The organism is Pseudomonas sp. DCB_BI (assembly GCF_026240995.1).
Taxonomy (GTDB): domain Bacteria; phylum Pseudomonadota; class Gammaproteobacteria; order Pseudomonadales; family Pseudomonadaceae; genus Aquipseudomonas.
Map to the genome: position 1 here is coordinate 190101 of NZ_JAPFCG010000006.1, position 25256 is coordinate 215356.

Here is a 25256-nt window from a genome sequence, read left to right on the forward strand (position 1 = left end):
GGTGTAGCATGTCGACGCCACGCAAAGGCCCCATCCTGTCATCACTCGTTCTGGCCTTGCTCGGCTGGGAGTCGACCAGCGAGGCGGCCGTGCAGTGCCAGCGCACCCTGGTCGCCAACGTGGTGGCCCTGGACCAGCCGCTGATGTTCAACCGCCTTGGCGCGCAAAACGCCAATGGCATGATGTTCGCCCTGCGCGAGGATGTGGTGGACGACAAGCTCGTCCCGCTGAGCATGGGCGGGGCTGCCGTGCCGGGCAAGGTCACCCTGCGCCCGGACAAGCGCCCACGGCCCATCGTGCTGCGCGTGGCTGCCGGCGACTGCCTCACGGTCAACCTGACCAACCTGCTGGCTTATCAGGCCAACCCCAACAAGCACGGCATCGAGGCCGAAGGCCCCGAAGGGGAGGAAGTCGAAAACGAGGCCGCTGAAGGCTTCGTTGCCGATGAACAGGTCGCCGAGCGCATGGTCGGGTTCCAGGTCAATGGCATGCAAGCGGTCAACAGCATCGCCGACATATCCGCCTACACCGGGCGTAACGGCAACTTCTTCGTCAACCCCGGTAATACCCGCAGCTACACCCTGTACGCCGAGCGTGAAGGGGCTTTTGCCGCCACCAGCAAGGCCGCCACGTTTGGCGGCGAAGGCGCCGCGGGCAACGTCGCCAACGGCTTGTTCGGCCAGGTGGTCGTGGTGCCCAAGTTGGGCCGCACCTACCGCAACACCCTCACCGAAGAAGAAATGCGCCTGGCCACCACCGGCCGTACTGCCACCGGCCAACCGGTGATCGACTACGAAGCCCGCTACCCGCAAGTGCAACCTTGGATTGCCGAAGGCAAGGCTGGCAAGCCGATCATTGCCATGGTCGATGGCAACCAGATCATCAATAGCGAAACCGACGCTATCGTCATGGGCCCCAACCCGGACGGCAGCTTCCCCAAAACCACCTACCCGCTGGAAAACATCGGCAAGCGCAACCCGGCACTGCCCAACCGGCTGGAGGCATTCCGTGATTTCGCTTCGCAGTTCGCCGACGAAGTCGCCGGTACCCAGGCCTTCCCCGGCTACTGGGCCGACCCGGTCATGGGCCATGTGCTGGAGCCGGCCCGCGACTCGTTCATGATCAACTACGGCTCGGGTGGCATGGGCGCTGAAGTGGTTGCCAACCGCCTGGGCGTAGGCCCGATGCACGACTGCCTGTCGTGCGCCTATGAAGAGTTTTTCCTCAGTGCACACACCGTGGGTGACGTCGGTACGCTAGTGGATGTTCCGGCTAACGTCGGCCTGGAGCACATCCGCCCCGGCGAAGTTCCGCCGGCCAGTGCCACTGGTGTCAAGGCGAGCATGGCCTTGTTCCCGGCCGAACCGGCCAACGTCCACCACAGCTACATTGGCGACTTCACCAAGTTCCGCAACACCCATAACGGCCACGAGCAGCACATTTTCCATTTGCATGGCCACCAGTGGTTGTTCAACCCCAATGATGACAACTCCGACTACATCGATGCGCAAGGCATCGGTGCCGGGGTCGGCTACACCTACGAAATCGCCAACGGCGGTTCCGGCAACCGCAACCGGGTGGCCGGTGATGCCATTTACCACTGCCACTTCTACCCGCACTTCGCCCAAGGCATGTGGGCCATGTGGCGGGTCCATGACGTGTTCGAGGAAGGCACCCGCCTTGAGGTGAGCGGGCAGGGCGAGAACGGCTTCCACAGCACCCCGTTCGCCCTGCGTAGCGGCAAGCCAGCGGCAGGCGCCCGGGCCCTGCCGGACGGCGAGATCGTTGCCGGCACGCCGATTCCGGCCATCGTGCCACTGCCCGGCAAGGCCATGGCGCCGCTGCCGGGCAAAGTCGTGGTGGTACCGAAACTCTCCGAAGAACTGGTCGCCGCCCATGACGACGATGACGAAGAAGAAGAGGGCGATGACGACCATGCCAACCCGCCACCCGTGCGCAAGGCGATCGGTTCGCTGGCCCTGGTCGATCGCACCGACGCCAACCGCAACGCCGACGGTACCCTGAAAAACCCAGGCTACCCGTTCTGGATCGGCGGCATGGAAAGCAGCGTCGGCAACCGCCCGCCAACCCCGCCGCTGGACATGCTCGACCCAGCCCTGGCACGGCAGCTGAAGGACAGTGGCAAGGCCCTGTGGGCCAACCTGGATGCCAACCAGGTCGATGGCTGGGACGGTGGCCTTGGCCGACACGCTCTGGACGGCGTATCTGCTGGCGGCGAAGCCGAAACCACCACCACCAAACTGGACTTCACCAAAGTGGTGCACAAGGCCAAACCCATCTACCTGCCGGAAGAGGGTACCGATGTCGAGCAGGCAGCCATGCAGTTCCATGCCATGGCCGAGCACCCCAGCTACGCGCTGATCCCCGGCGGCCAGCCTGTGGCCAAGGCGTTCCGCACCAACGGCGCATTGCCGACTGCCGGCGCGCCATTCTACGAACCCTGCATGGATGACCGGGGCAAGCGCCTGACCCAATCCTCAGGGGTGGGCGATTTCTTCAGCGGCGAAAGCCTGACCGGCGTGAACTTCCGCGGATCTTCCGCTTTCACGGCTGACCGCCCACGTATCTACAAGGGTGCCAACATCCAGTTTGACGCGGTGTACAACAAGGTCGGCTACCACTTCCCCCAGGCGCGCATCATCGCCCTGTGGGAAGACGCCTGGCCAGTCATCACCAAGCAGCGCCCACCAGAGCCGCTGGTGATGCGCATGAACACCTTTGACTGCACCATGTACCAGCACACCAACCTGATCCCCAACGTCTATGAAATGGACGACTACCAGGTGCGCACGCCGACCGACGTGATCGGCCAGCATATTCACCTGCCCAAGTGGGACCTGACCGCCGCCGACGGTTCGGCCAACGGCTGGAACTACGAAGACGGTATTCTCTCGCCCGGCAGTGTGGTCGAGCGCGTGCAGGCCATTCGCGCCTACAACGGCTGCACCGATGGTGATAGCCGCGATGGCAGCGCTGCCTGCCCGAAAGCCAGGCAGCACCCATACTTCGGCCGTTTCGGCCGTGCCGACTGGCTCGGCGCTCGCACGGCCATGCAGCGCTGGTTCGCTGACCCGCTGGTGAACGTGTTCAACGTCGACCGTGGCCTGGGCACCATCTTCACTCACGACCACCTCGGCCCATCGACCCACCAGCAGCTAGGCCTCTACGCCACCGTGCTGGCCGAGCCTGCCGGCTCCAGTTGGTACCACGCCGAAACCGGTGAGCAGCTGTATAACCCGGCCACCCGTCAGGACGGTGGGCCGACCTCGTGGCAGGCCGTGATCCAGACCGGCGATAACGATGGCGATGGCAAGAACGACAGCTACCGTGAGTTCTTCCTGGAGTACAGCGACTTCCAGCATGCCTATGAAGCTGGCGTATATGTGGGGGCAGGTCCGGACGGCATCCCGAATGCGCAGTCTTACCCGGCCACCGCCGACAGCTTCCGCTACGCCATCAACCCCCCGGTGCGCGGCAAGGCTTCGAACCTGCTGGAAGCCATTGTCGAGGAGCGTGGCGGCATCAACCCAGGTTGCCCAAGCCGGCCATGCCCGCAGGCGATTTCGGTGGATGACCCTGGCATGTTCGTCGTCAACTACCGCAACGAGCCGTTGGCTCTGCGCGTCTACGACCCGAACAAGGTCGGCCCGGACGGCAAGCGTGGCATGCAGGCAGACGGCTTGGCCGGCGACCTCAGCTATGCCCTGCAAACCCGCACCGACCGCGCCATCCCGGCAATGAACCTGGCGCCTTCAGCCATTACCTCGGCGGTTGGCCCAACCGGTGGGACCACGTTGTTCCCGCCGCACATCAACAAGGCGGGCAGCGAACCAGGCGACCCGTTCACGCCGATGCTGCGCACCTACTCCGGTGATAACGTGCGCCTGCGCATGCACGCCGGTGGCCATGAAGAAGAGCACAACGTCACCCTGCACGGCGTGAAATGGCTGCAGAACGGCACGGGCTTCGGCAACAGCTCCAACTCGGGCTGGAAGTCGTCGCAGATGATCGGCATTTCCGAGCAGCTTGGCTTCATGGCGCCGGTCTCGATGATCTCCAGTTCCGCGGCCACCAACGGCGACTACCTTTATTCGCTGGACGCCGCCCTGGAAGGTTACTGGAACGGTATCTGGGGCATCATGCGTAACTACACCGCGCAACGTAGCGACCTGTTCCCGTTGCCCAACAACCCGCAGCCGGTGGCCATGCGCAACACCGTGAACTTCGACGGCATCTGCCCGAAAACCACGGCCAACCCTAACGGTATCGGTACCCGCACCACCGTCAAGCGCAGCTATGAGATCGTCGCGGCGCTGGCCAACGATATCCTCGAGAACCGCAACGGCGTCAGCATCAATGACCCGGCCGGTATCGGCCAGCATGTGGGTGGCCCGCTCAAGGCCAATGGTGGCACCTTGGTGTTCAACAGCCGTAAAACCGCCATCCCGCTGGTAAGTGGGGTAGACCCCGAAGACGGCGAACCCTTCACCATTGGCGGCCACAGTGCCCCGTTGCACGACCCGACCGCGATCCTGTACGTGCGCAAGGCCGACCTGGACGCCACCACTGGCAAGCTCAAGGCGGGGGTGCCGGTTGAGCCTCTGGTACTGCGCGCCAACGCTGGCGACTGCATCAGCATTACCTTGGAGAACCGCCTGCCACTGGTAATGCCCGACTTGCCGAGTACGGCAGTGATGCACAACGTGGTCAAGCGTGACCGCTTCGACAGCGAGGGCGCCACCGCCTTTGCCAACAACCTGATGCGGCCATCCAGCCACGTGGGCCTGCACGCGCAGTTGCTGGCCTACGACATCACCCGGTCCGATGGTGCCAACGTTGGCCTGAACCCGGTACAAACCGTGCCTGCGCGTGCTGGCACCAGTGGTGCATGGCCGACCCGTACCTACCAGTACTACGCCGGCCACCTGGAGCGTGAAGGCAAGCCGGTGTCGCAACTGGGTCGCACGGTGGACAACATCAACACCACCGCGATCGAGTTCGGCGGCCTCAACCTGACCCCGTCGGACTTCATCAAGCAGCCGCAGAAAGGCCTGGTGGGCGCCATGAGCATCCTGCCGCAAACCGCCACCTGGACCGAGGACGGTGCTACACGTGCCCAAGCCACGGTGAAGGTGACTGGCCAGCCCGACTACCGCGACTTCGTCACGGTGTGGCAGCGTGCGCTGAACATGCGCTGGGCCGATGGCCGCCCTGTCGAAGGCATCAACACCGAAGGCAACGGTGCCGCAGGCGACCCGCAGGACAACGGGAACATGGCGGTCAATTACAAGACCGAGCCACTGTGGCTGCGCTTCGGCATGGCCCCAGACTCGCCATTCGGCCGTGCCGATGGCCTGGGCTTTGGTGATGTGCCCAATGCGCACATGGCCTACGCCAATGCCCTGGTCGGCGGCGACCCGCAAACCCCTGTGCTGTACGCCAAACCTGGCCAGCCGGTGCGCAACCACATCGTGATGCCTAGCGGTGGTAGCCGCGGCATGGTCTACCAGCTCGATGGCCACCTGTGGCCGCTGCACAACTACCAGGCGGAAAAGAGCGATGTGGACGGTTACCCGATGAACTTGCCAGGTATCGGCTCGGTGCGCTTCGGCTACAACCCGATGGCCATGTACATCGGTGCCCAGGAAAGCGTACTGCCAGCGGCGCACTTCAGCTTCATGCTGCCCAGTGCTGGTGGTGCCAACGCGGTGGCGGGTGACTACCTGTTCCGCGACTACGCCGCCTACGGCAACCTCTCGGGGCTGTGGGGGATCTTGCGGGTGACCAACGAAGCGCCGCCGGCAACGGCCCCGGCGCAATGATGGATAAGGGAGCGCGAGCATGAACAAGAAGACTCGCCCTGCTTACTTGGGGGTTGTACTGGGGGTGGCGCTGATCGGCCTGGGCGTGGCGTACGAAAAGCTCTGGTGCGATCCCCGCGAGCTGTTGCAGGAAGCTGCCGACACGCAAGCCCTGCACCGGCTCAGCCGGGACGGCGTGACCGTGGAGTTTGAGGCCCGGCCGCTGGCCGGGGGCGAGCTGCAGGAAGGCAGCTTCGCCAACATCCGTTTCAAGGTCAGCGACCAGACCAGCGGCCAGCCGTTGTCAGGCATGGCCCCCGGGGCGTGGATCGACCCGGCGCAGTCGGCCCCGGTCGGGGATCGCAACCAAAGCTGCAAGTCACGGGTCGCGCTGTTTCTCAAGAGCAGCATTGGTGCCCGGCCGCTGCTCGACCTGAACAGCTACTTCCTGTTGATGCTGAACAATGACGCCAGCCTGACGGTGATCGACCCGACCGTGTCGGTGGGCGGCGTCACCAGCACCATGGCCCGCATCGATCTGCCCGGGCGGCCCATGGACTGGGTGGCCACCAGCGACGACAAGCAGGTGTTCGTGTCGATCCCCGAAAGCGGCAAGGTGGCGGTGATCGATACCGAAACCTTCACCCGCGTGGCCGACCTGGACGCTGGCGAGCAGCCACTGCGCGTGGCCTTGCAGCCCGACCAGCACCGGCTGTGGGTCGGCAACAACAGCAGTGACCCGGCCAAGGGCGGCGTCACGGTGATCGACGTGCCGGGGCGCACCAGCCTGAAAAGCTTCAACACTGGCACCGGGCACCACGAAATCGCCTTCAGCGCCGATTCGCGCTTTGCCTACGTCAGCAACCGCGACAGCGGTACCCTGAGTGTCATCGATATCCCGGAAATGCGCCTGGCCAAGACCATCAAGGTGGGCCCGCACCCGTTGTCGGTCAGCTATTCGGCGTTGTCCCAGGCCGTCTATGTGGTCGATGGCGAGGAGGGCAGCGTGCGCGTGTTCGATGCGCGTAACCACCAGCTGCGCCACACGGTCAAGGCCGAACAGGGCTTGGGGCCGATGCGCTTCAGCAGCGATGGCCGCTACGGCGTCGTGCTCAACACTCTGGAAAACCAGGCCCTGGTGATCGATGCCAGCACCGACCGGCTGATCCACAAGATTCCAGTGGCGGCCGAGCCCTACCAGCTGACCTTCACCAAGGGCTATGCCTATGTGCGTGGCCTGGCCTCGCCGAAGGTGAGCATGATCAACCTGGCCAGCCTGGGCGAAGGGCGTACGCCGATCGTGCAGGGCTTCGAGGCTGGCCCGGCGGCGCCACGCCAGGCCGGTAACCTGCCGCTGGCCCAGGGCCTGTCGGTGTCGCGCGATGACAACTCGGTGTTCGTGGTCAACCCGGTGGACAACACCACCTACTTCTACGCCGAGGGCATGAACGCGCCGATGTCCGGCTACAACAACCGCGGCCACCAGGCCCGCGCCGCTATCGTCATCGATCGCAGCCTGCGTGAAGTGGCGCCAGGGGTGTACGGCTCGACGGTGAAACTGCCCGCCGCCGGCAAGTTCGACGTCGCCTTCCTGCTCAACCAGCCACAGATTATCCACTGCTTCAGCACCGAAGTGGCCCAGGCTCCCAATACCGGCAAGCGCAAGGCCGCACATGCCGAGTTCATCGGCTTGGACCAGCCGTTGCCGCAGCACAGCAACTTCACCGCCAAAGTGCGCATCGTCGGCGACGACGGCCAGCCACGCCTGGGCCTGAACGACCTGAGCCTGCGCTACTTCCTGGCGCCGTCGTCGATGCCGCGCAACCTGCAGCTGCAGGAGGTGGGCGAGGGCGTCTACCAGGCGGCGCTGACACTGCCTGAGGCCGGCGCCTGGTACCTGCATGTGCAGTCGCCCTCGCTGGGGCGCAAGTTCGCCGAAGAAAACTACACCAGCCTGCGCGTCCTGCCGGCCGCAGCGAGCAACGCTTCCCAGACTGACGTGAGGAATGTGCGATGAACGCCAAGCATGCTTTCACACTGTTGGCCCTGAGCCTGGCGCTTGCCAGCAACTTGGCCCTGGCCCACGCCGGCCACGACCACAAAGGCCCCGCCGAGCAGCCGCCAGCGGCGCACCAGGAAAAGGCCAGCGTGCGCTTTGCCGATGTTTCGCTGCTGAACCAGGACGGCATGCCGGTACGCCTGGAAAAAGACCTGGTGGGCGACCACCTGGTGGTCATGGGCTTCATTTATACCAGCTGCACCACGGTATGCCCCGTGGTGTCGTCGATCATGGGCAAGGTCCAGCAGCAACTGGGTGGTCGGGTCGGCGAGGAGATTCACCTGGTATCGATCAGCGTCGACCCCCAGCGCGATGACGCCAGGCGCTTGCAGGACTATGCCAAGGCGTTCCAGAAGGGGCCAGGCTGGAGCTGGTTGACCGGCAGCCCGTACGCCATCACTGAAACCCTCAAGGGCCTGGGCAGCTTCAGTGCCGACCTTAGCCAGCACCCGCCGCTGATCCTGGTCGGCGACGGGCGCAGTGGGCACTGGACGCGTTACTACGGCTTCACCGACCCGGCCGTGCTGATCGCAGAGATCAACCGGCTCAGCGCCCGCCGGGTGCATGCCAAGAGCACCGCCATCGCCGACCATCACGAGGTGCAACCATGAGCACTGTCACCCCCCGCCGCGCTGGCATGCGTGGCTTCGACTGGCTGGTACTGGGTGGCTGCCTGTGGATTCTGGCCTCGGTGGCGTTTGCCCATGAAGGCCATGGCCAGCAAGGGCCTGCGCCACAACCGGCGCCGCAGGCGATGACCAGTGGCGGCGGCACCCGCGATGCCCAGACCTGGTTCACCGACACCGTACTGCAGGACCAGAACGGCCGCGAGCTGCGTTTCTACAGCGACGTGCTCAAGGACAAGGTGGTGATGCTCAACGTGATTTTCACCCACTGCACTGACGCTTGCCCGCTGATTACCCGCAAGCTGCGCGAGGTGCGCGAAGCCATGGGGCCGGCGCTGGCCAGCCAGGTCACATTCGTGTCGATCAGCAGCGACCCGCTGAACGATACCCCACAGGCACTCAAGGCATTTGCCGCCAAGCAGGGGGTGGACGGCCCGAACTGGCTGTTCCTGACCGGTGACAAGGCCAGTGTCGACCTGGTGCTTGGCCGCATCGGGCAGTTCCTGCCCAGCCCCGAGCAGCATTCGACGCAGCTGATTGCCGGTGATGTGGCCGGCAAGCGCTGGAGCAAGATCCGTCCGGATGCACCGCCCGCGGCGATTGCCCAGCGCATGCAGTTGCTGACCCAGCCACTGGCGGGTCGGTGAGTATCATGCGCCTCCTGGGGAGTTCGCCTCTAGGGCAGCTGCTTTCGCGACGCACGGCCGCTCCCGCAGGGCTTGCGGTATGGCTCACATGCGTGCTTGGCATGGCCTCTTTTTCAGCCTTGGCCCTCGACCTCACCGACCACGAACAAGCCGGCAAACGCCTCTACCGCGAAGGGCTTTCCAGCAGTGATGCGCAACTGCAGGCCCGGGTCGGTGCCAGCGACATGGCCGTCCCTGCCAGCGTGCTGCCCTGCGCCAGTTGCCACGGCAGCGACGGCCGTGGCCGTGCCGAAGGTGGGGTGCGCCCACCCAGCCTGGACTGGCAACGCCTGGCACTGGGGCAGGGCACGCGCGAAGCTAACGGTCGCAACTACCCGGCCTATACCGACAGCAGCCTGGCCCGGGCCATCCAGCAGGGTGTGGACCCGGCCGGTAACCGCCTGGACCCGGCCATGCCGCGTTTCGAGCTGACCTTGGCCGACCAGCGCAACCTCACGGCCTATCTCAAGCGCCTGGCCCAGGAGCGCGACCCCGGCGTGGAGGAGGGTGTGCTGCGCCTGGGCACCTTGCTGCCTGCCAGCGGCCCGTTGGCCGAAGCCGGGCACGTGATTCGGGCGGTACTGCAGGACGGTGTGGCGCAACTCAACCTGCAAGGCGGCATTCACGGGCGACGGCTGGAACTGGTGGTGCTCGATCCGGGCGCCGACCCGGCCAGCGCCGAACGCGCCTTGCAGCGGTTGCTGGGGCAAGAGCGGGTATTTGCCCTGGTCGCGCCGCTGGCGCCGATGCTCGACCAGCGCCTGACAACCTTGCTGGGGGCACAGAATGTCCCCCTCATCGGCAGCACCCCGCGCAGCGGCGGCAGTGCGCAGATCTTCGACCCGCTGCCCGGCCTGCCGGAGCAATTGTTGAGCCTGGCAGGCCACGCCCGCACCGCGCTGGGCCTGGCCCCCGGTGAACTGCGCGTGGTTTACGCTGGCAATGAACAGGCCGCATTGGCCGAGCAGGTACGCGAGCGGTTGCTGCAGCAGGGCTGGGCGACGCCCGCCATTCAGGTGTTCGATGGCCAGGCCGTGGATGGCCCGGGCATCATCTTCCTTGGCCGCGCTCAGGCCTTTGCCGAGCTGGCGGCAGCGTTGCAGGCAGCGGGCCGCCAGCCATACCTGTTCGCCGCTTCCAGCCAGGTAGCCGGGGCCGTGGCGCGTTTGCCGGAGCAGTGGTCGCGACGGCTGTTCCTGGCCTATCCCTATGTGCCTGGGGACTGGACCGAGCAGGGCTTGGCGACTTTGGCCGGCCTGCAACAGCGTCAGGGCCTCGACCCACGCCAGGCTTCGTTGCAGGTCTCCACCTTGTGTGCGTTGCGGTTGCTCAGCGAAGCGCTGAAACAGATTGGCCGTGACGCCAGCCGCGAGCAGCTGATTACCGCGCTGGAGGGCCTGCACGATGTGGCCACTGGCCTGACCCCGGCATTGGGCTTTGGCCCCGGGCGTCGCCAGGGCATGGCCGGCGCCCATGTGGTAGCGGTCGACCTGCCTGGCCCGCACTTCACTGCGGTCACCCCGTACCGGCCGGTGCCGGTAACGCCTTGAACGGAGGTTGCCATGCGTATCATGTTGCTGTGCCTGTTGCTGGTGTTGGGCCGGGCGGTCTGGGCCGATATGCCCGCCGCGCGGGTCAACGGTGTGGAGATCGGGCAAATGCGCCTGGAGCGCTATTTCAGCGAGTACCTGGAGGCCCAGGGCCGTGCGCTGACCAGCATCCGCAACCCGGGCCTGTACAAGCGCCTGCGCGACCAGGCGCTGGACGAGCTGATCGACAAGGAACTGCTGTGGCAGGAGGCGCAACGCCAGGGCATTGCCATCAGCGATGAAGAGGTGTCGGCACACGTCGGCGAAGTGGAGGCGGCATTTGGCAGCCCGGCCATTTTCGAGCGGCGTCTGGCAGAGGCAGGCTTCGATCGGGCACATTACACTGAATACACCCGACACGAGATGGCCGCCCAGCTGGTGTATGCCCGGCTCAGCGCAGTCGACGCGCCTAGCCAGGAGGATGTCCAAGCATTCTATGCTGCCAACCGAGAAAGCCTGCAGGGAGCGCAGAACCAAAGTGATAATCCGTCAGTCATACACGAACAGGGCCTGGTGTTGGCCAGGGCCACGCTCATCGGTCAAAGAGAAGCGCAGGCGCGCAAGTTGGTGCGCCAACGTTTGCGTGAATCCGCTAAAGTGGAGATCGCCGACTGAGTTCCCTGATGGCGGTTCCCCCAATGCTGGGGAATCAGGGTTTGGCAATGTGCCATCATTTTCCCCGGTTCTGGGGAACAGGCTGGGTGCGCCTGCCCGCCGCGTTATCGGTGCTGGCCGGCACCATCGTAAAATCAATGAGTTACAGCGGTGCAACATGACTATTCACGCCTGGCACGAAGCCTGCTCAAGCTTGTACAAGGGCGCACTTCGCAGACCGGGTAACCGGGCAGTTCTTGGGAGTCGACCTTGGTGAACAGAGTATTGGTAGTCGATGACGAACAGACTCTTGCGCAGAACCTGCAAGCGTACCTGCAGGCGCAAGGCCTGGAAGTTCATGTTGCCCACGACGGTGCCAGTGGTATCGAACAGGCTGTAAGCCTGGCACCGCAAGTAGTCGTGCTGGATTACCGCTTGCCCGATATGGAAGGTTTTCAGGTACTGGAGGCTGTACGCAAGAACAGGCAGTGCCACTTCGTGCTGATCACCGCCCACCCCACCGTCGAGGTGCGTGAGCGGGCCGCCGAACTGGGCGTGAGCCATGTCCTGTTCAAGCCGTTCCCGTTGATGGAACTGGCCCGTGCAATCTTCGACCTGATGGGCATCGAGCGCCGGCGCAGGGCCACGGACAACCCGGCTGAAGGGTTCGTCGAACGACGCCAGAACAGGAACGAATCGTTCCCCCTGCAGTTGTACGATGGAAGCTGGGTGTTGGCCGACCGCCGCCGAAACGGCGCCAAGCCACCAGGGCCCGACGACGACCAACTGCTTACAGGGGAATAGCGGCGCCCGCACCCCTGGCCGAGCCAGCCTGCGACGCGCCCCTGAGCGGAGTCGTAGGCCATGCCAGAAGCATTCGATGCAACCGTTGCGGCCCTGTCGCCGGCACAGCCAAAACCACTTCAAGCCTACCCCCGCGACCTCCTGGCCCAGGCTCGCCTGCAAGCCACCGACCAACGCCTGCTCAACTGCCTGGAGCAACTGGCCGGCGATACCCCGGGCACCTTCACCCAACGCCTGGGCCTGACCCTGCATTACCCGGTACTGGCTAGCCACAGCCTGCTGGCCAGTACGCCACGCTTCGACAAGGTCAGCCTGGCCGCGTGCCTGAAGCGCGAATTCGTGCTGATCGAGCAGGACGGCCAACTGTTGGGTGTATTCGCCGACCCCTTCGACCCTGCCCGCCTGGCCTGGATCGATGACGTGCTGCAGGGGGCGCCATTGTACCTGGCCCATCCTGCCGAGCTGGCCACCTTCCTTGCCCGCCATGAAGAAAGCTTCCACGCCGTCGATGCCCTGGACCACGACACCGAGACCAGCAGCGAAAGCGACCCGCTGCAACGCCTGTCGCTGGCCAGCATCAGCGAAGACCAGAGCCGGGTGGTCAAGCTGGTCAACTCCACCCTGTATGACGCGCTGAAGCTGCATGCCAGCGACATTCACCTGGGCATGACTGGCCAGGGCCTGACCATCAAGTACCGCATCGACGGTGTGCTTAACGGTGCCGGCAAAGCCAGCGGCAGTGCCTTCGCCGACCAGGTGATTTCGCGTATCAAGGTCATGGCCGAGCTGGATATTGGCGAAAAACGCGTGCCCCAGGACGGCCGCTTCAAGGTTGCCGTTGGCGATAGGCAAATCGATTTCCGTGTATCGATCATGCCCAGCATCTTTGGTGAAGACGCGGTGCTGCGGGTGCTCGACAAGCAGGACTTGTCCGACCGGGTCAGTGGTGTGCAATTGCAGGCCCTGGGGTTTGCCGATGAAACCCTGCGCGCCCTGCGCCGGCTGGCCGCCGAGCCCTACGGCATGATCCTGGTCACTGGCCCTACCGGCAGCGGCAAGACCACCACCCTGTACGCCATGATCAGCGAGATCAACCACGGCGTGGACAAGATCATCACCATCGAGGACCCGGTCGAATACCAGCTGCCTGGCGTGCTGCAGATTCCGGTCAATGAAAAGAAGGGCCTGACCTTCGCCCGCGGTCTGCGCTCGATCCTGCGCCACGACCCGGACAAGATCCTGGTGGGTGAAATCCGCGACCCGGACACCGCGCAGATCGCCGTGCAGTCGGCGCTCACCGGCCACCTGGTATTCACCACCATTCACGCCAACAACGTATTCGACGTGATCGGCCGCTTCAGCCAGATGCAGGTCGACCCCTACAGCTTCGTGTCCGCGCTGAACGCGGTGCTGGCCCAACGCCTGATTCGTCTAGCCTGCCCGCACTGCGCCGCGCGCTGCGAACACGATGACGACACCTTGCATGGCTCGGGCCTGACCCGCGACGGGGTGGCCGGCTGGCGCTTCGTTCGCGTCCAGGGCTGCGGCCAGTGCCGCGGCAGTGGCTACCGCGGCCGCAGCGCCATCGCCGAGCTGCTGCACCTGGACGACGACCTGCGGCAGATGATCGTCGAGCGCCGGCCCCTGGCGCAAATCAAGACACTCGCCTGCCAGCGTGGCCTGCGCCTGCTGCGGGCTTCGGCCCTGGACCTGGTCCGCGATGGCCGTACCACCCTTGAGGAGATCAACCGTGTCACATTCATCTGACCGTTACTGCGCCGTATTGGGCGCCGAGGGTGTCGGCCTGGGTCGCTGGCACAAGAACCATCACCAGTGGCTGGGCAGCCGCGAGTTCAGCAGCGACGCCACCCAACCGGCCTGGGATGCCGCCGTCGACGGGCTGGCTGCGCTGCTGGCCGAGCATGCGGTGCGGGGTGCCCAGTTGCGGGTGCTGCTGTCGGCCCGCTACAGCCGCTTCTGCCTGGTGCCCTGGAGCGATGCCATCGGCCACCCGCGCGAGCTGGATGCCTATGCCAGGGCCTGTTTCGAAAACCTTTATGGGCAATCGCTGGACGACTGGCGGATCGTGCTGTCGCCCGAGCCTGCCGGTGCCGCCCGCATCGCGACGGCACTGCCCGAGGCGCTGCTGCAACGGCTGCAGGCGCTGGGCCGGGAAAGCCGCCTGAACCTGCGGTCAGTACAGCCGTACCTGATGGCTGCCTACAACCGCTGTTCGGCGCAGCTGGAGCAGGGCGACTTCCTGTTCGTGCTGGCCGAACCACGCCGCAGCGTGCTGCTGCTGGCGGCCGGTGGGGCGTGGCAGCAAGTGCTGGCGCAAGGTTGCGCCGACAGCGACCAGGCCCTGCAAGCGCTGATCGAGCGCACCTGCGAGCTGTACGGCGAGCACCTGCCACGGGTCTACCTGCATGCACCGGGGCGGGGCGACGTGCCGCAACTGGCGGCGGTACAGCTGTGCCAGCCGGCCAGCGAAGCCGACCCGCTGTGCGCCATGTGGCGGGCGGTGGCTTGACATGCGCCGCCTCAATCTGGAATTCCAGCCACGGCGCAGCAGCCCGTTGGCCTGGGCGCTGCTCATCCTGGCCAGCGCGGTGGTTGCCGGCTTGGTACTGCTGCAACACGGCCTGCAGGCCGAGCAGGTCGACCTGGAGGCCAGCGTGCACAGCCTGGAATTGCAGTTGGGCCGCCGCCCGGCCACTGCCGCGCCCTTGAACAGTGCCGCCAGCCGCGAACAGGCCGAGCGCCTGGCACAGATGCGCAGCGTGTCGCAGCAGTTGCAACGCCCTTGGCAACAGCTGTTCGCCATGCTCGAAGCCATGCCGCAAGAAGATGTGGCGCTGCTTGGCCTGACCCCGGATGCGCGCAAAGGCCAGGTACGCATCGCTGCCGAAGCACGCAACCTGGAAGCGATGCTGCAGTACCACCAACGGCTGGAAGCCAGTGCAGAGCTGAGTGACGTGTCGCTGCTCAACCACGAAGTGCTGGCCGCGCAACCTGAGCACCCGGTGCGCTTTACCCTCACCGCTACCTGGGAGACCGGCCATGCGCGCCCCTGACGCACTGAACAGCTTGATCCTCCAGGAACGCCTGCGCAGCATTGGCCCGGTCGGCTTGGGCGCAGTCCTGGTCAGCGTGCTGGCCATTGGCGTGATCTGTGCCGGGGTGCTGCCGCAATGGCAGGACGTGCGCGAACTGCGTGCCAGTGAAGCGGACGCCAGCGTACAGGTGCAGCGGGTCAAGCGCGGTGAGCTGAAAATTGCCCTCAAGCCAGAGCAGGAAGCGCTGGACAGCCTGCGCCAGCAACTGCCAGGGCAACCCCAGGCCAGCGAACTGATCGAGCGCCTGTACCACTTGGCCAGTGCCGAGCACATCAGCCTGGCACGTGGCGAATACGCCTTGGGCATCGACCCCAAGACCCAGCTGGCGCGTTATCAGATCCTGCTGCCGGTGCGCGGCAGCTACCCACAGATTCGCGGCTTCATCAAAGGCCTGCTCAAGCAGCTGCCGACCCTGGTGCTGGAAGACCTCGAGCTGCAACGCAAACGCATCGGCGACAGCGAGCTGAACGCCCGGCTGCGCATGACCCTTTACCTGTCGAGGTCGTGATGAACACTCAACGTGCAGTCATCTGGGCCGGTTTCCTTGGTGTGAGCGCAGTCCTCGCCTGGGCACCAGGGCACTGGTTCGGCCAGGAAGACAGCGTCGCGGTCTTCGCGGGCAAGCCCGCTCCCACAGGGGTTGTGGGCAACGCCGAGCCTGTAGGAGCGGCTTTGGCCGCAAAAGGGCCGGAGCAGGCCTCCAGAAACCTGTTCCCAACCCAGCAATGGACCAAACCCAAAGCCCTGGCCACGGTCACCGAACAACCCGTCATGACCGCACCTGTCGTCGCCGCGGCCCCGACGGCTCCGGAGCTGCCGTTCCAGTTCATCGGCCGCATGGGCAACGACGACGACCTGCAGATTTTCCTGCAGAGCGGCGAAAAACTCTACGTCGTGCGCCAGGGCGACGTCATCGAAGACACCTATCGCCTCGATCGGGTATCGGCCAGCGAGCTGAACCTGGTCTACCTGCCTTTGCACCAGTCGCAGACCTTGTCTGTCGGGAGCGCACCATGAAATCGTCAAAGCTGTGCAAGCCTGCTCCGTTCCTGCTTTTGGCGCTGTGCGTGGCCATTGCCGGCTGCGGCTCCAGCGCGGTACGCAAGGACAGCGATCAGTTGATGAAGGAGGGCCAGTACGAAGCCGGCATCGCCCGCCTGGAAGAGGCCTTGCGCGATGATCCGCGTGACACCGAGCTGAACATCGCCCTGGCCCACAGCCGCCAGGCGGCGGTCGAGGCCCTGATTACCCAGGCCGACAGCGACCGGGTCCGCCACGACTTCGTCAACGCCCGCATGGGCTATGGCCGGGTGCTGACCCTGGAACCGAACAATCGCCGCGCCCAGGAGGGCATCCGCCAGCTGGAGCTGATCCGCACCCTCGACGAACGTGTAGCGCTGGGCCAGGCGGCGCTGCGCCAGGGCGACCTGTTCGGGGCCGAACGCTACATGCGCGAAGTCCTGCGGCTGGACCCGCAGAACCAGAAGGGCATTGCGCTGCGCACCGACATCGAGAACGTCCAGGCGCGTACCGCGCAGCCGTTCCCGCAGCTGCGCAGCAAGCTGGAGCGGCCGGTGACCCTGGAGTTTCGCGACGCCAACCTGAAAACCATCTTCGAAGTGCTGTCGCAGGTGGCCGGCATCAACTTCATCTTCGACAAGGACCTGCGCCCGGACATGAAGGCCACCATCTTCGTGCGCGAGGTGCGCATCGAGGACGCGATTGCGCTGCTGCTGGAGCAAAACCAGCTGCGCCAGAAAATCGTCAACGACAACACCCTGATGGTCTACCCGGACTCGCCGCAGAAGGCCAAGGACTACCAGGAACTGGTCATGCGCACTTTCTACCTGACCAGCATCGATGCCAACACCGCGCTGAACATGGTCAAGACCATGCTCAAGACCCGCGATGTGTTCGTTGACGAGCGCCTCAACACCCTGACCATGCGCGACACCCCCGATGCGGTACGCATGGCCGAGAAGCTGCTGCAGTCGCAGGACCAGTCCAACCCCGAAGTGGTGCTGGAAGTGGAGGTGATGGAAGTGGCCACCTCGCGCATCCTCGACCTTGGCCTGCAATGGCCGAATACTTTCGGCGTGCTGAGCGACGATGGCAACCCGGTCAGCGTGCTCGACCAGCTCAAGGGGATCAATTCCAGCCGCATCAGCATTGCGCCGGCGCCGCAGGCCAAGATCAACGCCCAGGACAAAGACATCAACACCCTGGCCAGCCCGGTGATCCGCGTCAGCAACCGCGAGCAGGCGCGTATCCACATCGGCCAGCGGGTGCCGATCATCAGCGCCACCTCGGTGCCGTCCACCCAGGGCCCGGTGATCACCGAAAGCGTCACCTACCTGGACGTCGGCCTGAAGCTGGAAGTGCAGCCCACCGTTCACCTGAACAATGAAGTGGCGATCAAGGTGGCGCTCGAGGTCAGTAACGCCACCCCGCTAGAGGCTACCCGCCAGGGCACCATCCCGGTTCAGGTCGACACCCGCAACGCGCAGACCAGCCTGCGCCTGCATGATGGCGAAACCCAGGTGCTGGCCGGCCTGGTACGCAACGACCACAACGCCAGTGGCAACAAGATCCCCGGCCTTGGCGACATTCCGGGCTTGGGGCGGCTGTTCGGCAGCAACAAGGACGACATGAGCAAATCCGAGCTGGTACTGGCGATTACCCCGCGCATCGTGCGCAACCTGCCGTACCAGAGCCCGTCGGACATGGAGTTCTCCACCGGCACCGAGTCGGCCATGCAGGTACGCCAGATGGCGCCGCTGCCACCGGTGGACGTGCCCGGCAATGCGCCCACCTCCGAGAGCCCGGTCGTCGACAGCCAGATGGCAGTGGCCCCGGTGAATGCGAGCCCGCGGCCATGAAAACCTCGCGCCGCATGCGTGGCTTCAGCCTGATCGAGGTCGTGCTGACCCTGGCACTGCTCGGGCTGCTCGCCAGCATGGCCGCGCCGCTGACCGAGACCGTGGTGCGCCGCGGCAAGGAGCAGCAGTTGCGCGAGGCGCTGTACCAGATCCGCGACGCCATCGACGCCTACAAGCGCGCCTTCGACGCTGGTTACATCGAGAAGCGCCTGGATGCCAGCGGCTACCCGCCGAACCTGCAGGTGCTGGTGGACGGGGTGCGCGACGTGCGCAGTGCCAAGGGCGCCAAGTTCTACTTCCTGCGGCGCATCCCGCACGACCCGCTGCTGGCGACCAAGGCGGAAGATGAAGGCGGTTGGGGCCTGCGTGCCTACGAGAGCAGCCCCGACAACCCGCGCGAAGGCGAAGACGTGTTCGACGTGTACTCCAAGGCCCGCGGCAAAGGCCTCAACAACATCCCGTACGGGCAATGGTGATAGCCATGAAACGCAGCAAAGGCTTCACCCTGATCGAACTGCTGGTGGTGATGGCGATCATCGCCACGCTGATGACCATCGCCATGCCGCGCTACTTCAACAGCCTGGAAAGCTCCCGCGAGGCCACCCTGCGCCAGAGCCTGGCGGTGCTGCGCGAGGCGCTGGACCACTACTACGGCGACACCGGCCACTACCCGGATTCGCTGGAGCAACTGGTGGAACAACGCTACCTGCGCAACACCCCGGTCGACCCGATTACCGAGCGCAGCGATGCCTGGCAGTTGGTACCCCCGCCAGAAGGTGTGGCGGGCGGCGTGGCCGATATCAAGAGCGGTGCCACAGGGAGGGCGCGTGATGGCAGCCTTTTCGCTGAATGGTAAAGCCAACGGCGGCTTCACCTACCTGGGCGTGCTGCTGCTGATAGCGGTCAGTAGCGTCGCCCTGGCAGCCACCGGCACGCTTTGGACCAGTGCCGCCCAGCGCGACCGCGAACGGCAGTTGCTGTGGGTAGGCGGCCAGTACGCCCAGGCCCTGCGCAGCTACTACCGCGCATCCCCCGGGCTGGCCCAGTACCCGCAGGACCTGGCTGACCTGCTGCAGGACAACCGCTTTCCGCAGGCCCGCCGGCACATTCGCCGGCTGTACCCCGACCCCATCACCAACAGCGACGATTGGGGCCTGCTGCGTTCGATCGACGGCCGTATCACTGGCGTGCACAGCCGCTCGGCCGACACACCGTTCAAACGCAGTGGTTTCAACACCGAGTGGAGCGGTTTCGAAGGGCTTGAGCACTACAGCGACTGGCAGTTCGTCGCCGAACAGGCGTTTACCGATAGTGCCGCCGGCGGGCAGACCCACAGTGGCCCGGGAGATACGCCATGAAGCGCCTGGCTGCGTTGTGCCTGCTGCTGGCACTGGCCACATCGGCCAAGGCCGGGGTGGAGGACGAGATGCAGGGGTTTATCGTCGACAACACCATCTCGCACATCGGCCACGACTTTTACTACTACTTCGCCGACCGCCTGCGTGCCACCAGCCGCCTGGACTTCAACCTGGTGGTACGCGAACGCCCCGATGCGCGCTGGGGCAGCCTGGTGACCGTGGAGTTCGAGCGCGAAGTCATGTACCGGCGCTTCCTGCCACCGAACACCACCGAGCTCAAAGACGAGGCCGTTGCAGCTGCCGACCTGGTCAAGCAGCAAATCATTCAACGCAAGCTGCAACGCCTGCTGCAGGACACCACCGACTTGGAGAGGGACGAGCTATGAACCACCGCATACCCCGTTGCATCGCCGCCTGCCTGCTGGCCAGCGCCTGTGCGGCCCAGGCCACGGAACTGGTGTACACCCCGGTGAACCCGGCGTTTGGCGGCAACCCGTTGAATGGTACCTGGCTGCTGAACAACGCCCAGGCGCAGAACGACCACGACGACCCCGACCTCGAGGACCGCGCCTCGGCCTTTACCGGCACTACGGCCCTGGAGCGTTTCAGCAACCAGCTGGAGTCGCGGATGTTGTCGCAGTTGCTCGACAACATCAGTAACGGCAGTACCGGCAGCATGGCGACCGATGCGTTTCTCATCGACGTCATCGACGATTCCGGGGCCTTGAGCATCAAGGTCACCGATCGCGCCACGGGAGAAATTTCGATCATTGAGGTCAGCGGCCTGAACCCCTGAGAGGGAAGGGCTTTTATGTTGGGGAGAGAACACCATGAAACGTCTGCTGAGCACGCTGCTGATCCTCACCGCCCTGGGCCTGCAAAGTGGTTGCAGCCTGCGCGAACCCATGTCGGCCGAACAGGACTCGGAAACCCCGACCCTGACCCCTCGGGCCTCGACCTACTACGACCTGATCAACATGCCCCGGCCCAAGGGGCGCTTGATGGCAGTGGTGTACGGGTTCCGCGACCAGACCGGGCAGTACAAGCCGACCCCGGCCAGCTCGTTCTCCACCAGCGTCACCCAGGGTGCGGCGAGCATGCTGATGGATGCCCTGAGTGCCAGCGGCTGGTTCGTGGTGCTGGAGCGTGAAGGGCTGCAGAACCTGCTGACCGAGCGCAAGATCATCCGCGCATCGCAGAAAAAGCCGGATGTAGCGGAAAACATCATGGGCGAACTGCCACCGCTGCAGGCCGCCAACCTGATGCTGGAGGGCGGCATCATTGCCTACGACACCAACGTGCGCAGCGGCGGCGAAGGCGCGCGCTATCTGGGCATCGACATCTCCCGCGAGTACCGGGTGGACCAGGTCACCGTCAACCTGCGCGCCGTGGACGTGCGCACCGGGCAGGTGCTGGCCAACGTGATGACCAGCAAGACCATCTACTCGGTCGGGCGCAGTGCCGGGGTGTTCAAGTTCATCGAGTTCAAGAAGCTGCTGGAAGCCGAGGTGGGGTATACCACCAATGAACCGGCGCAGCTGTGCGTGCTGTCGGCGATCGAAGCGGCGGTAGGGCACTTGCTGGCGCAGGGGATCGAGCGGCGGCTGTGGCAGGTGGCTGGGGATGCGGGGGACGGCACGGCGACGGTGGGCAAATTCCTGAGCCAGAATCAGCAGCCTTGATCGACCTTGAGGGCCTCTTCGCGGGCTCGCCCGCTCCCACAGGGATCGCGTGACCCAAGGTGCGATGCCGTCCCTGTGGTTTTAACCATGAAGAGGTCGGTGCAGAACTGAGCTCATGGCACCCTGTCCACGGGCATGTGCAGCTTCACAGAGGCCCTAATAAACAAAAGGTTTAAAGCACGCCCAGAACATTTCAGACGCAGCCGACATACAGCCTTTTCCTTGCTCCGTAACCTTGGGCATCCACCTACAAGGAAATTTGGCCATGGCTAGTAACGGATACATGCGGATAAACGGTGAGCGACAGGGCTTGATCTCCGCAGGCTGCAACTCGCAGCCGTCCATTGGTAACCGATGCCAGCTCTCTCATCAGGATGAGATCCTGGTGCTGGCGTTGAACCACGCAATGTCCAACACCGACAACACCCGACGCGCGACTCACCATCCCGTGTCGATCACCAAACTGGTCGACAAGGCCAGTCCATTGCTGGCTCAGGCCGTGGATTCCCAAGAGGCGCTCGTCTGTGAAATAGACCTCTATCGCACGCACTCAGGAGGTCACCAGGAAAAATATTTTTCCATCAAGCTGGAAGGCGCGGTGATCGTCGCTCAGGAGCTGGATATACCCCATGCCGTGTTGATGGCCGATCAGCAGGCGCAAGAGCAATTGCTAATTCGCTACCGCTCGATCAGATGGAGTCACCATGCTGCCGGGACAACCGGGCACGCGGCGTGGGGGAAAATACCATGAGCCGGCAAGAGGAATATGGCGATCGCCCGGACCAGGCGTTCTGGGAAGTGAATGCTGCAGCCACCGGGTTGATCAGTCACGGTTGTACTGTCAGTGCGCGGTACCTGCAGGATCGCAGCTTGCGTATGCAGTTCAATCGGGAGCTCGCCTATTACGCGCAGCGAGTGGTGGACGATGTAGTTCAGCGACGTATTAGTCCGGAGGAAGGGCTCCAGAGTATCGAAGGTGAGGCTAAAAACTTGGCCTCGGAATTTCGCCGAGTGGCCCTGCAAGTTTTCGGCATGGCCGCTGGTGCCTCTCAGGCCGCTACAGGTTTGGCAAGCTGCATGGCTAGCTTAGGTACCACATGTGCGTTTCATGGCATGCCCTTGATGGCCCATGGTGGGAATAACTTTTATGAGAACGGCCGAGGGCTTTATGAAGGGCGCACGGATGTCGTGGGGCCGGTTCGGAAGCTATATCAGGAGGCTGCCAAGTCGGTGGGTTATGGTGAACGTGAGGGAAACATGGCTTATTACAGCGCAGATCTCGTATTTTCTGGGCGGGCTTTAACTCAGCGGGTTCCCAAAAAAGGCGCCTGGCGTTTATATCGCTATTTGGAAGCCGATAGGGAGAGGAAGTTCAAGCAGTTGGGTAAGAGGGGGTTGTGGTTCGAGTTTGGTTCGTCGGCATCGACATTGGAACAGCTCAGGAGTGAGTCAAAAAAATGAAAGTGCTGCTGTTTGTTTTTTTTGCAGTGTGTGATGTGGTGTTCAGGTTGTACTTAAATAAAACCGTATTTAGATCGCTGAAAAGTAATTGGCGATTGGGCCTTGCGGGTTGCTATTTCGTGCTTATGATGAGGGTCTATACAGATGCAATGGGCGGGGACGGTTTGTTTGGGCCATACAAACCTGATGACAGTGTTATCATAGTGTGGGTGGTTTCTACTCTCTGCGTTGTACTGCTGTTTTTTCATTTGTGGGCAATTACTTCTCGGATGGATGACTAGTTTTTTGGCCAAGCGCAGACCGGAAAGGGGCGGGAAAGGGTTGTACAGGCGCGGGGTGTTTGAAGGCTGGTTTGGGCATTTTTGATTTATGCGCGGTATGTGGGGGATCTTGAGGGCCTCTTCGCGGGCTCGCCCGCTCCCACAGGTACAGCGCAGACCTCAGGCCTGGTGTGAACCCTGTGGGAGCGGGCAAGCCCGCGAAGCAGGCGACGCGGGGATGGCGCCGGCAAGCCAGCCCCCCACAGGGATTGCGCCAGCTTCAGGTCACCAGCCCAGCTACACCCCAATCCATCCGCTACCTGATGACGCCCAGCCATTTCTCCCGCACACTGCGCAAAATTCCCAAGCCCGTCTCCCGCCATCTTGCGGGGCACAGCCGGAGTAGAAAATGGCGCGACAACTAATAACAAACGCCCAAGACCCGCTGCACGAATCCCGCCAGGCCCGCCTGAGACTGGCGAGTGAAGGCGAGCTGCCGTTGGGCATGCTGCGCGACGAGATCGACGCCTCCTGGCGCCGCAGCCTCGGCCATGGCCTGGACAGCCTGCAAGGCGAGCAAGTTGGCCTCGGCCTCGAACACGGCCATGACTTGCGTACCCTGCTTGAGCGCAACCGCCTGTTGGTCGATGCCGTTACCCCCGAACTCGACTACCTGGTCTCGCGTCAGGGCAAGGCTGGCATCATCATCCTCGGCGACGCCAAGGCCAACGTGCTGGCCATCGAGGGCCAGACCCACGTACTCAGCCGCGAGGGCCTGCGCGACCTGCAACCGGGTAGCTGCTGGAGCGAAACACTGCGTGGCACCAACGCGATAGGTACAGCGGTGGTGGAAGGCCGCCCTACCCTGATCAACTGCGGCGAACATTACCTTGACCGCCTCAGCCCGTTCTCCTGCACCTCCGTGCCCCTGCGCGACCCGCGTGGCGAAGTGATCGGCGTGCTCGACATCACCCGCGAAGGGGTGATGGCGCAGCCACAGGACAGCCTGACGACGCTGATGCTGGCCGCCGGCAATATCGAAAGCCGTCTGTTCGGCCTGTGCCACCCGGACCAGTTGGTGCTGGCCTTTCACAGCCGGCCGCAGTACCTCAACAGTGCCTGGCACGGCCTGTTGGCCCTGAGTCTGGATGGCGAAGTGCTGGCTGCCAACGACAGTGCCTGCCAGCTATTACAGTTGCCGCGTCACGAACTGCTTGGTCGGCGCAGCACCGACCTGCTGGGCGAGCGTTCGCCGGCCTTTATCGCTCGCCTGTGGCAAGGCGGGGTGAGCAGCGTGCAGACCGCCAAGGGTGAGTTCTATTTCCGCGCCTTGCAGCTGCCGCGCCATGGTCGGGTCAGCTCCAGCACGCCACCCAGCAAACCGGCCTTGAGCAAACAGTCGCCTGTACTCGATGCACTGGCCGGTGGTGATCAACGCCTGGCGCGCAACCTGCGCATGGCTCGCCAGGGGCTTGGCAATGGTTTGCCAGTGCTGTTACTGGGCGAAACCGGTACCGGCAAGGAAGTGGTTGCCCGGGCCTTGCACCAGGCCAGCCCGCGTGCCGACAAACCGTTCGTGGCAGTCAACTGCGCGGCCATTCCCGAAGGGCTCATCGAGTCCGAGCTGTTCGGCTACCGTGAGGGCGCTTTCACCGGCTCGCGCCGGGGTGGCATGGTAGGGCGGCTGATGCAGGCCCATGGCGGCACCCTGTTCCTCGACGAAATCGGCGACATGCCGTTGGCCCTGCAAGCACGCCTGCTGCGGGTATTGCAGGAGCGCCGCGTAGCCCCATTGGGGGCGGGCGACGAGCAGGACATTGACGTGGCGCTGATCTGCGCCACCCACCGCGACCTCAAGCGCCTGGTGCAGGAACAACACTTCCGTGAAGACCTGTACTACCGGGTCAACGGTGTGTCGCTGCGCCTGCCGGCCCTGCGCGAACGTGATGACCTGGCGGTGATCATCCAGGGCCTGCTGGACAAGTCCAATGCGCGTGGCGTAACCCTCGACCCCGCGTTGACTGCGTTGCTCGAAGGCTTCGACTGGCCAGGCAACATCCGCCAGCTGGAAATGGTGGTGCGCACCGCGCTGGCCATGCGCGAGGACGGCGAGCAGGTGCTGACCCTCGATCACCTTACCGATTGCCTGCTGGACGAACTGGCCAGCAGCACAGCGCCCTCCGGCAGCCTGAAGGACAACGAACTGGAACAGATCCGCAGCGCCCTGGCCCGCCAACAGGGCAATGTGTCGGCCGCCGCCGAGGCGCTGGGCATCAGCCGGGCGACGCTGTACCGCAAGCTCAAGCAGTTGCGCGGCTGA

Annotated in this window: 23 protein-coding genes; all 23 read left to right on the forward strand. The window is 64.3% G+C overall.

Annotation, left to right across the window (positions count from 1 at the left end; genetic code table 11):
* Nucleotides 1-8 precede the first annotated feature (8 nt).
* The 23 genes from mnxG to OO258_RS09100 all read left to right on the forward strand — a co-directional run bounded on the left by mnxG (nt 9) and on the right by OO258_RS09100 (nt 25256).
* Nucleotides 9-5843, forward strand: a complete 5835-nt coding sequence (gene mnxG / locus OO258_RS08990) for a manganese-oxidizing multicopper oxidase MnxG (protein ID WP_266029865.1) — start codon at nt 9-11, stop codon at nt 5841-5843.
* A gap of 19 nt (nt 5844-5862) precedes the next feature.
* Complete coding sequence (locus OO258_RS08995; RefSeq protein ID WP_266029867.1) at nt 5863-7839, forward strand: cytochrome D1 domain-containing protein; 1977 nt, start codon at nt 5863-5865, stop codon at nt 7837-7839.
* A complete protein-coding gene (locus OO258_RS09000; protein WP_266029870.1) occupies nt 7836-8492 on the forward strand; it encodes an SCO family protein in 657 nt (218 codons plus the stop codon). The genes OO258_RS08995 and OO258_RS09000 overlap by 4 nt, the downstream gene beginning before the upstream one ends.
* A complete protein-coding gene (locus OO258_RS09005; RefSeq protein WP_110744425.1) occupies nt 8489-9154 on the forward strand; it encodes an SCO family protein in 666 nt (221 codons plus the stop codon). Before OO258_RS09000 ends, OO258_RS09005 begins: the two co-directional genes overlap by 4 nt.
* 101 nt (nt 9155-9255) lie before the next feature.
* Complete coding sequence (locus OO258_RS09010; protein WP_266029873.1) at nt 9256-10743, forward strand: ABC transporter substrate-binding protein; 1488 nt, start codon at nt 9256-9258, stop codon at nt 10741-10743.
* Nucleotides 10744-10755: 12 nt separating this feature from the next.
* Nucleotides 10756-11397, forward strand: coding sequence for a SurA N-terminal domain-containing protein (locus OO258_RS09015; protein ID WP_266029875.1), 642 nt, complete (start codon nt 10756-10758; stop codon nt 11395-11397).
* A gap of 249 nt (nt 11398-11646) precedes the next feature.
* Nucleotides 11647-12180 carry a response regulator gene (locus tag OO258_RS09020; RefSeq protein WP_177410727.1) on the forward strand — a complete coding sequence of 178 codons (534 nt, stop codon included), beginning with the start codon at nt 11647-11649 and terminating at the stop codon, nt 12178-12180.
* Nucleotides 12181-12240: 60 nt separating this feature from the next.
* Entirely contained in the window at nt 12241-13947 is a 1707-nt protein-coding gene (locus tag OO258_RS09025; RefSeq protein ID WP_266029877.1) for a GspE/PulE family protein, read from the forward strand.
* Complete coding sequence (locus OO258_RS09030; protein ID WP_266029878.1) at nt 13931-14710, forward strand: hypothetical protein; 780 nt, start codon at nt 13931-13933, stop codon at nt 14708-14710. Before OO258_RS09025 ends, OO258_RS09030 begins: the two co-directional genes overlap by 17 nt.
* Before the next feature lies 1 nt (nt 14711).
* The gene (locus OO258_RS09035) at nt 14712-15254 is read left to right on the forward strand and encodes a pilus assembly protein (protein WP_266029880.1); all 543 of its coding nucleotides are present in this window, start codon (nt 14712-14714) and stop codon (nt 15252-15254) included.
* Nucleotides 15241-15804 (forward strand): type 4a pilus biogenesis protein PilO, encoded by a 564-nt coding sequence (gene pilO, locus OO258_RS09040; RefSeq protein WP_266029882.1) that lies wholly within the window; start codon nt 15241-15243, stop codon nt 15802-15804. Before OO258_RS09035 ends, pilO begins: the two co-directional genes overlap by 14 nt.
* A complete protein-coding gene (locus OO258_RS09045; protein ID WP_266029884.1) occupies nt 15804-16313 on the forward strand; it encodes a hypothetical protein in 510 nt (169 codons plus the stop codon). The genes pilO and OO258_RS09045 overlap by 1 nt, the downstream gene beginning before the upstream one ends.
* On the forward strand, nt 16310-18175 hold the full coding sequence (locus OO258_RS09050; RefSeq protein ID WP_266029886.1) for a secretin N-terminal domain-containing protein: 1866 nt from the start codon (nt 16310-16312) through the stop codon (nt 18173-18175). The genes OO258_RS09045 and OO258_RS09050 overlap by 4 nt, the downstream gene beginning before the upstream one ends.
* On the forward strand, nt 18172-18651 hold the full coding sequence (locus OO258_RS09055; RefSeq protein WP_110744416.1) for a type II secretion system protein: 480 nt from the start codon (nt 18172-18174) through the stop codon (nt 18649-18651). Before OO258_RS09050 ends, OO258_RS09055 begins: the two co-directional genes overlap by 4 nt.
* A 5-nt stretch (nt 18652-18656) precedes the next feature.
* Entirely contained in the window at nt 18657-19031 is a 375-nt protein-coding gene (locus OO258_RS09060) for a type II secretion system protein (RefSeq protein ID WP_003247965.1), read from the forward strand.
* Complete coding sequence (locus OO258_RS09065; protein WP_266029889.1) at nt 19006-19533, forward strand: type II secretion system protein; 528 nt, start codon at nt 19006-19008, stop codon at nt 19531-19533. Before OO258_RS09060 ends, OO258_RS09065 begins: the two co-directional genes overlap by 26 nt.
* The gene (csgE, locus tag OO258_RS09070) at nt 19530-19919 is read left to right on the forward strand and encodes a curli production assembly/transport protein CsgE (RefSeq protein WP_110744414.1); all 390 of its coding nucleotides are present in this window, start codon (nt 19530-19532) and stop codon (nt 19917-19919) included. Before OO258_RS09065 ends, csgE begins: the two co-directional genes overlap by 4 nt.
* Nucleotides 19916-20329, forward strand: a complete 414-nt coding sequence (locus OO258_RS09075; protein ID WP_110744413.1) for a curli assembly protein CsgF — start codon at nt 19916-19918, stop codon at nt 20327-20329. The genes csgE and OO258_RS09075 overlap by 4 nt, the downstream gene beginning before the upstream one ends.
* A gap of 34 nt (nt 20330-20363) precedes the next feature.
* Nucleotides 20364-21215 carry a CsgG/HfaB family protein gene (locus OO258_RS09080; protein ID WP_266029893.1) on the forward strand — a complete coding sequence of 284 codons (852 nt, stop codon included), beginning with the start codon at nt 20364-20366 and terminating at the stop codon, nt 21213-21215.
* Between the two features lie 265 nt (nt 21216-21480).
* Nucleotides 21481-21966 (forward strand): Hcp family type VI secretion system effector, encoded by a 486-nt coding sequence (locus OO258_RS09085; protein ID WP_266029895.1) that lies wholly within the window; start codon nt 21481-21483, stop codon nt 21964-21966.
* Nucleotides 21963-22676 (forward strand): DUF4225 domain-containing protein, encoded by a 714-nt coding sequence (locus tag OO258_RS09090; RefSeq protein WP_266029897.1) that lies wholly within the window; start codon nt 21963-21965, stop codon nt 22674-22676. The genes OO258_RS09085 and OO258_RS09090 overlap by 4 nt, the downstream gene beginning before the upstream one ends.
* On the forward strand, nt 22673-22957 hold the full coding sequence (locus tag OO258_RS09095) for a hypothetical protein (protein ID WP_266029898.1): 285 nt from the start codon (nt 22673-22675) through the stop codon (nt 22955-22957). Before OO258_RS09090 ends, OO258_RS09095 begins: the two co-directional genes overlap by 4 nt.
* Before the next feature lie 388 nt (nt 22958-23345).
* Nucleotides 23346-25256 carry a sigma-54-dependent Fis family transcriptional regulator gene (locus tag OO258_RS09100; RefSeq protein WP_266029900.1) on the forward strand — a complete coding sequence of 637 codons (1911 nt, stop codon included), beginning with the start codon at nt 23346-23348 and terminating at the stop codon, nt 25254-25256.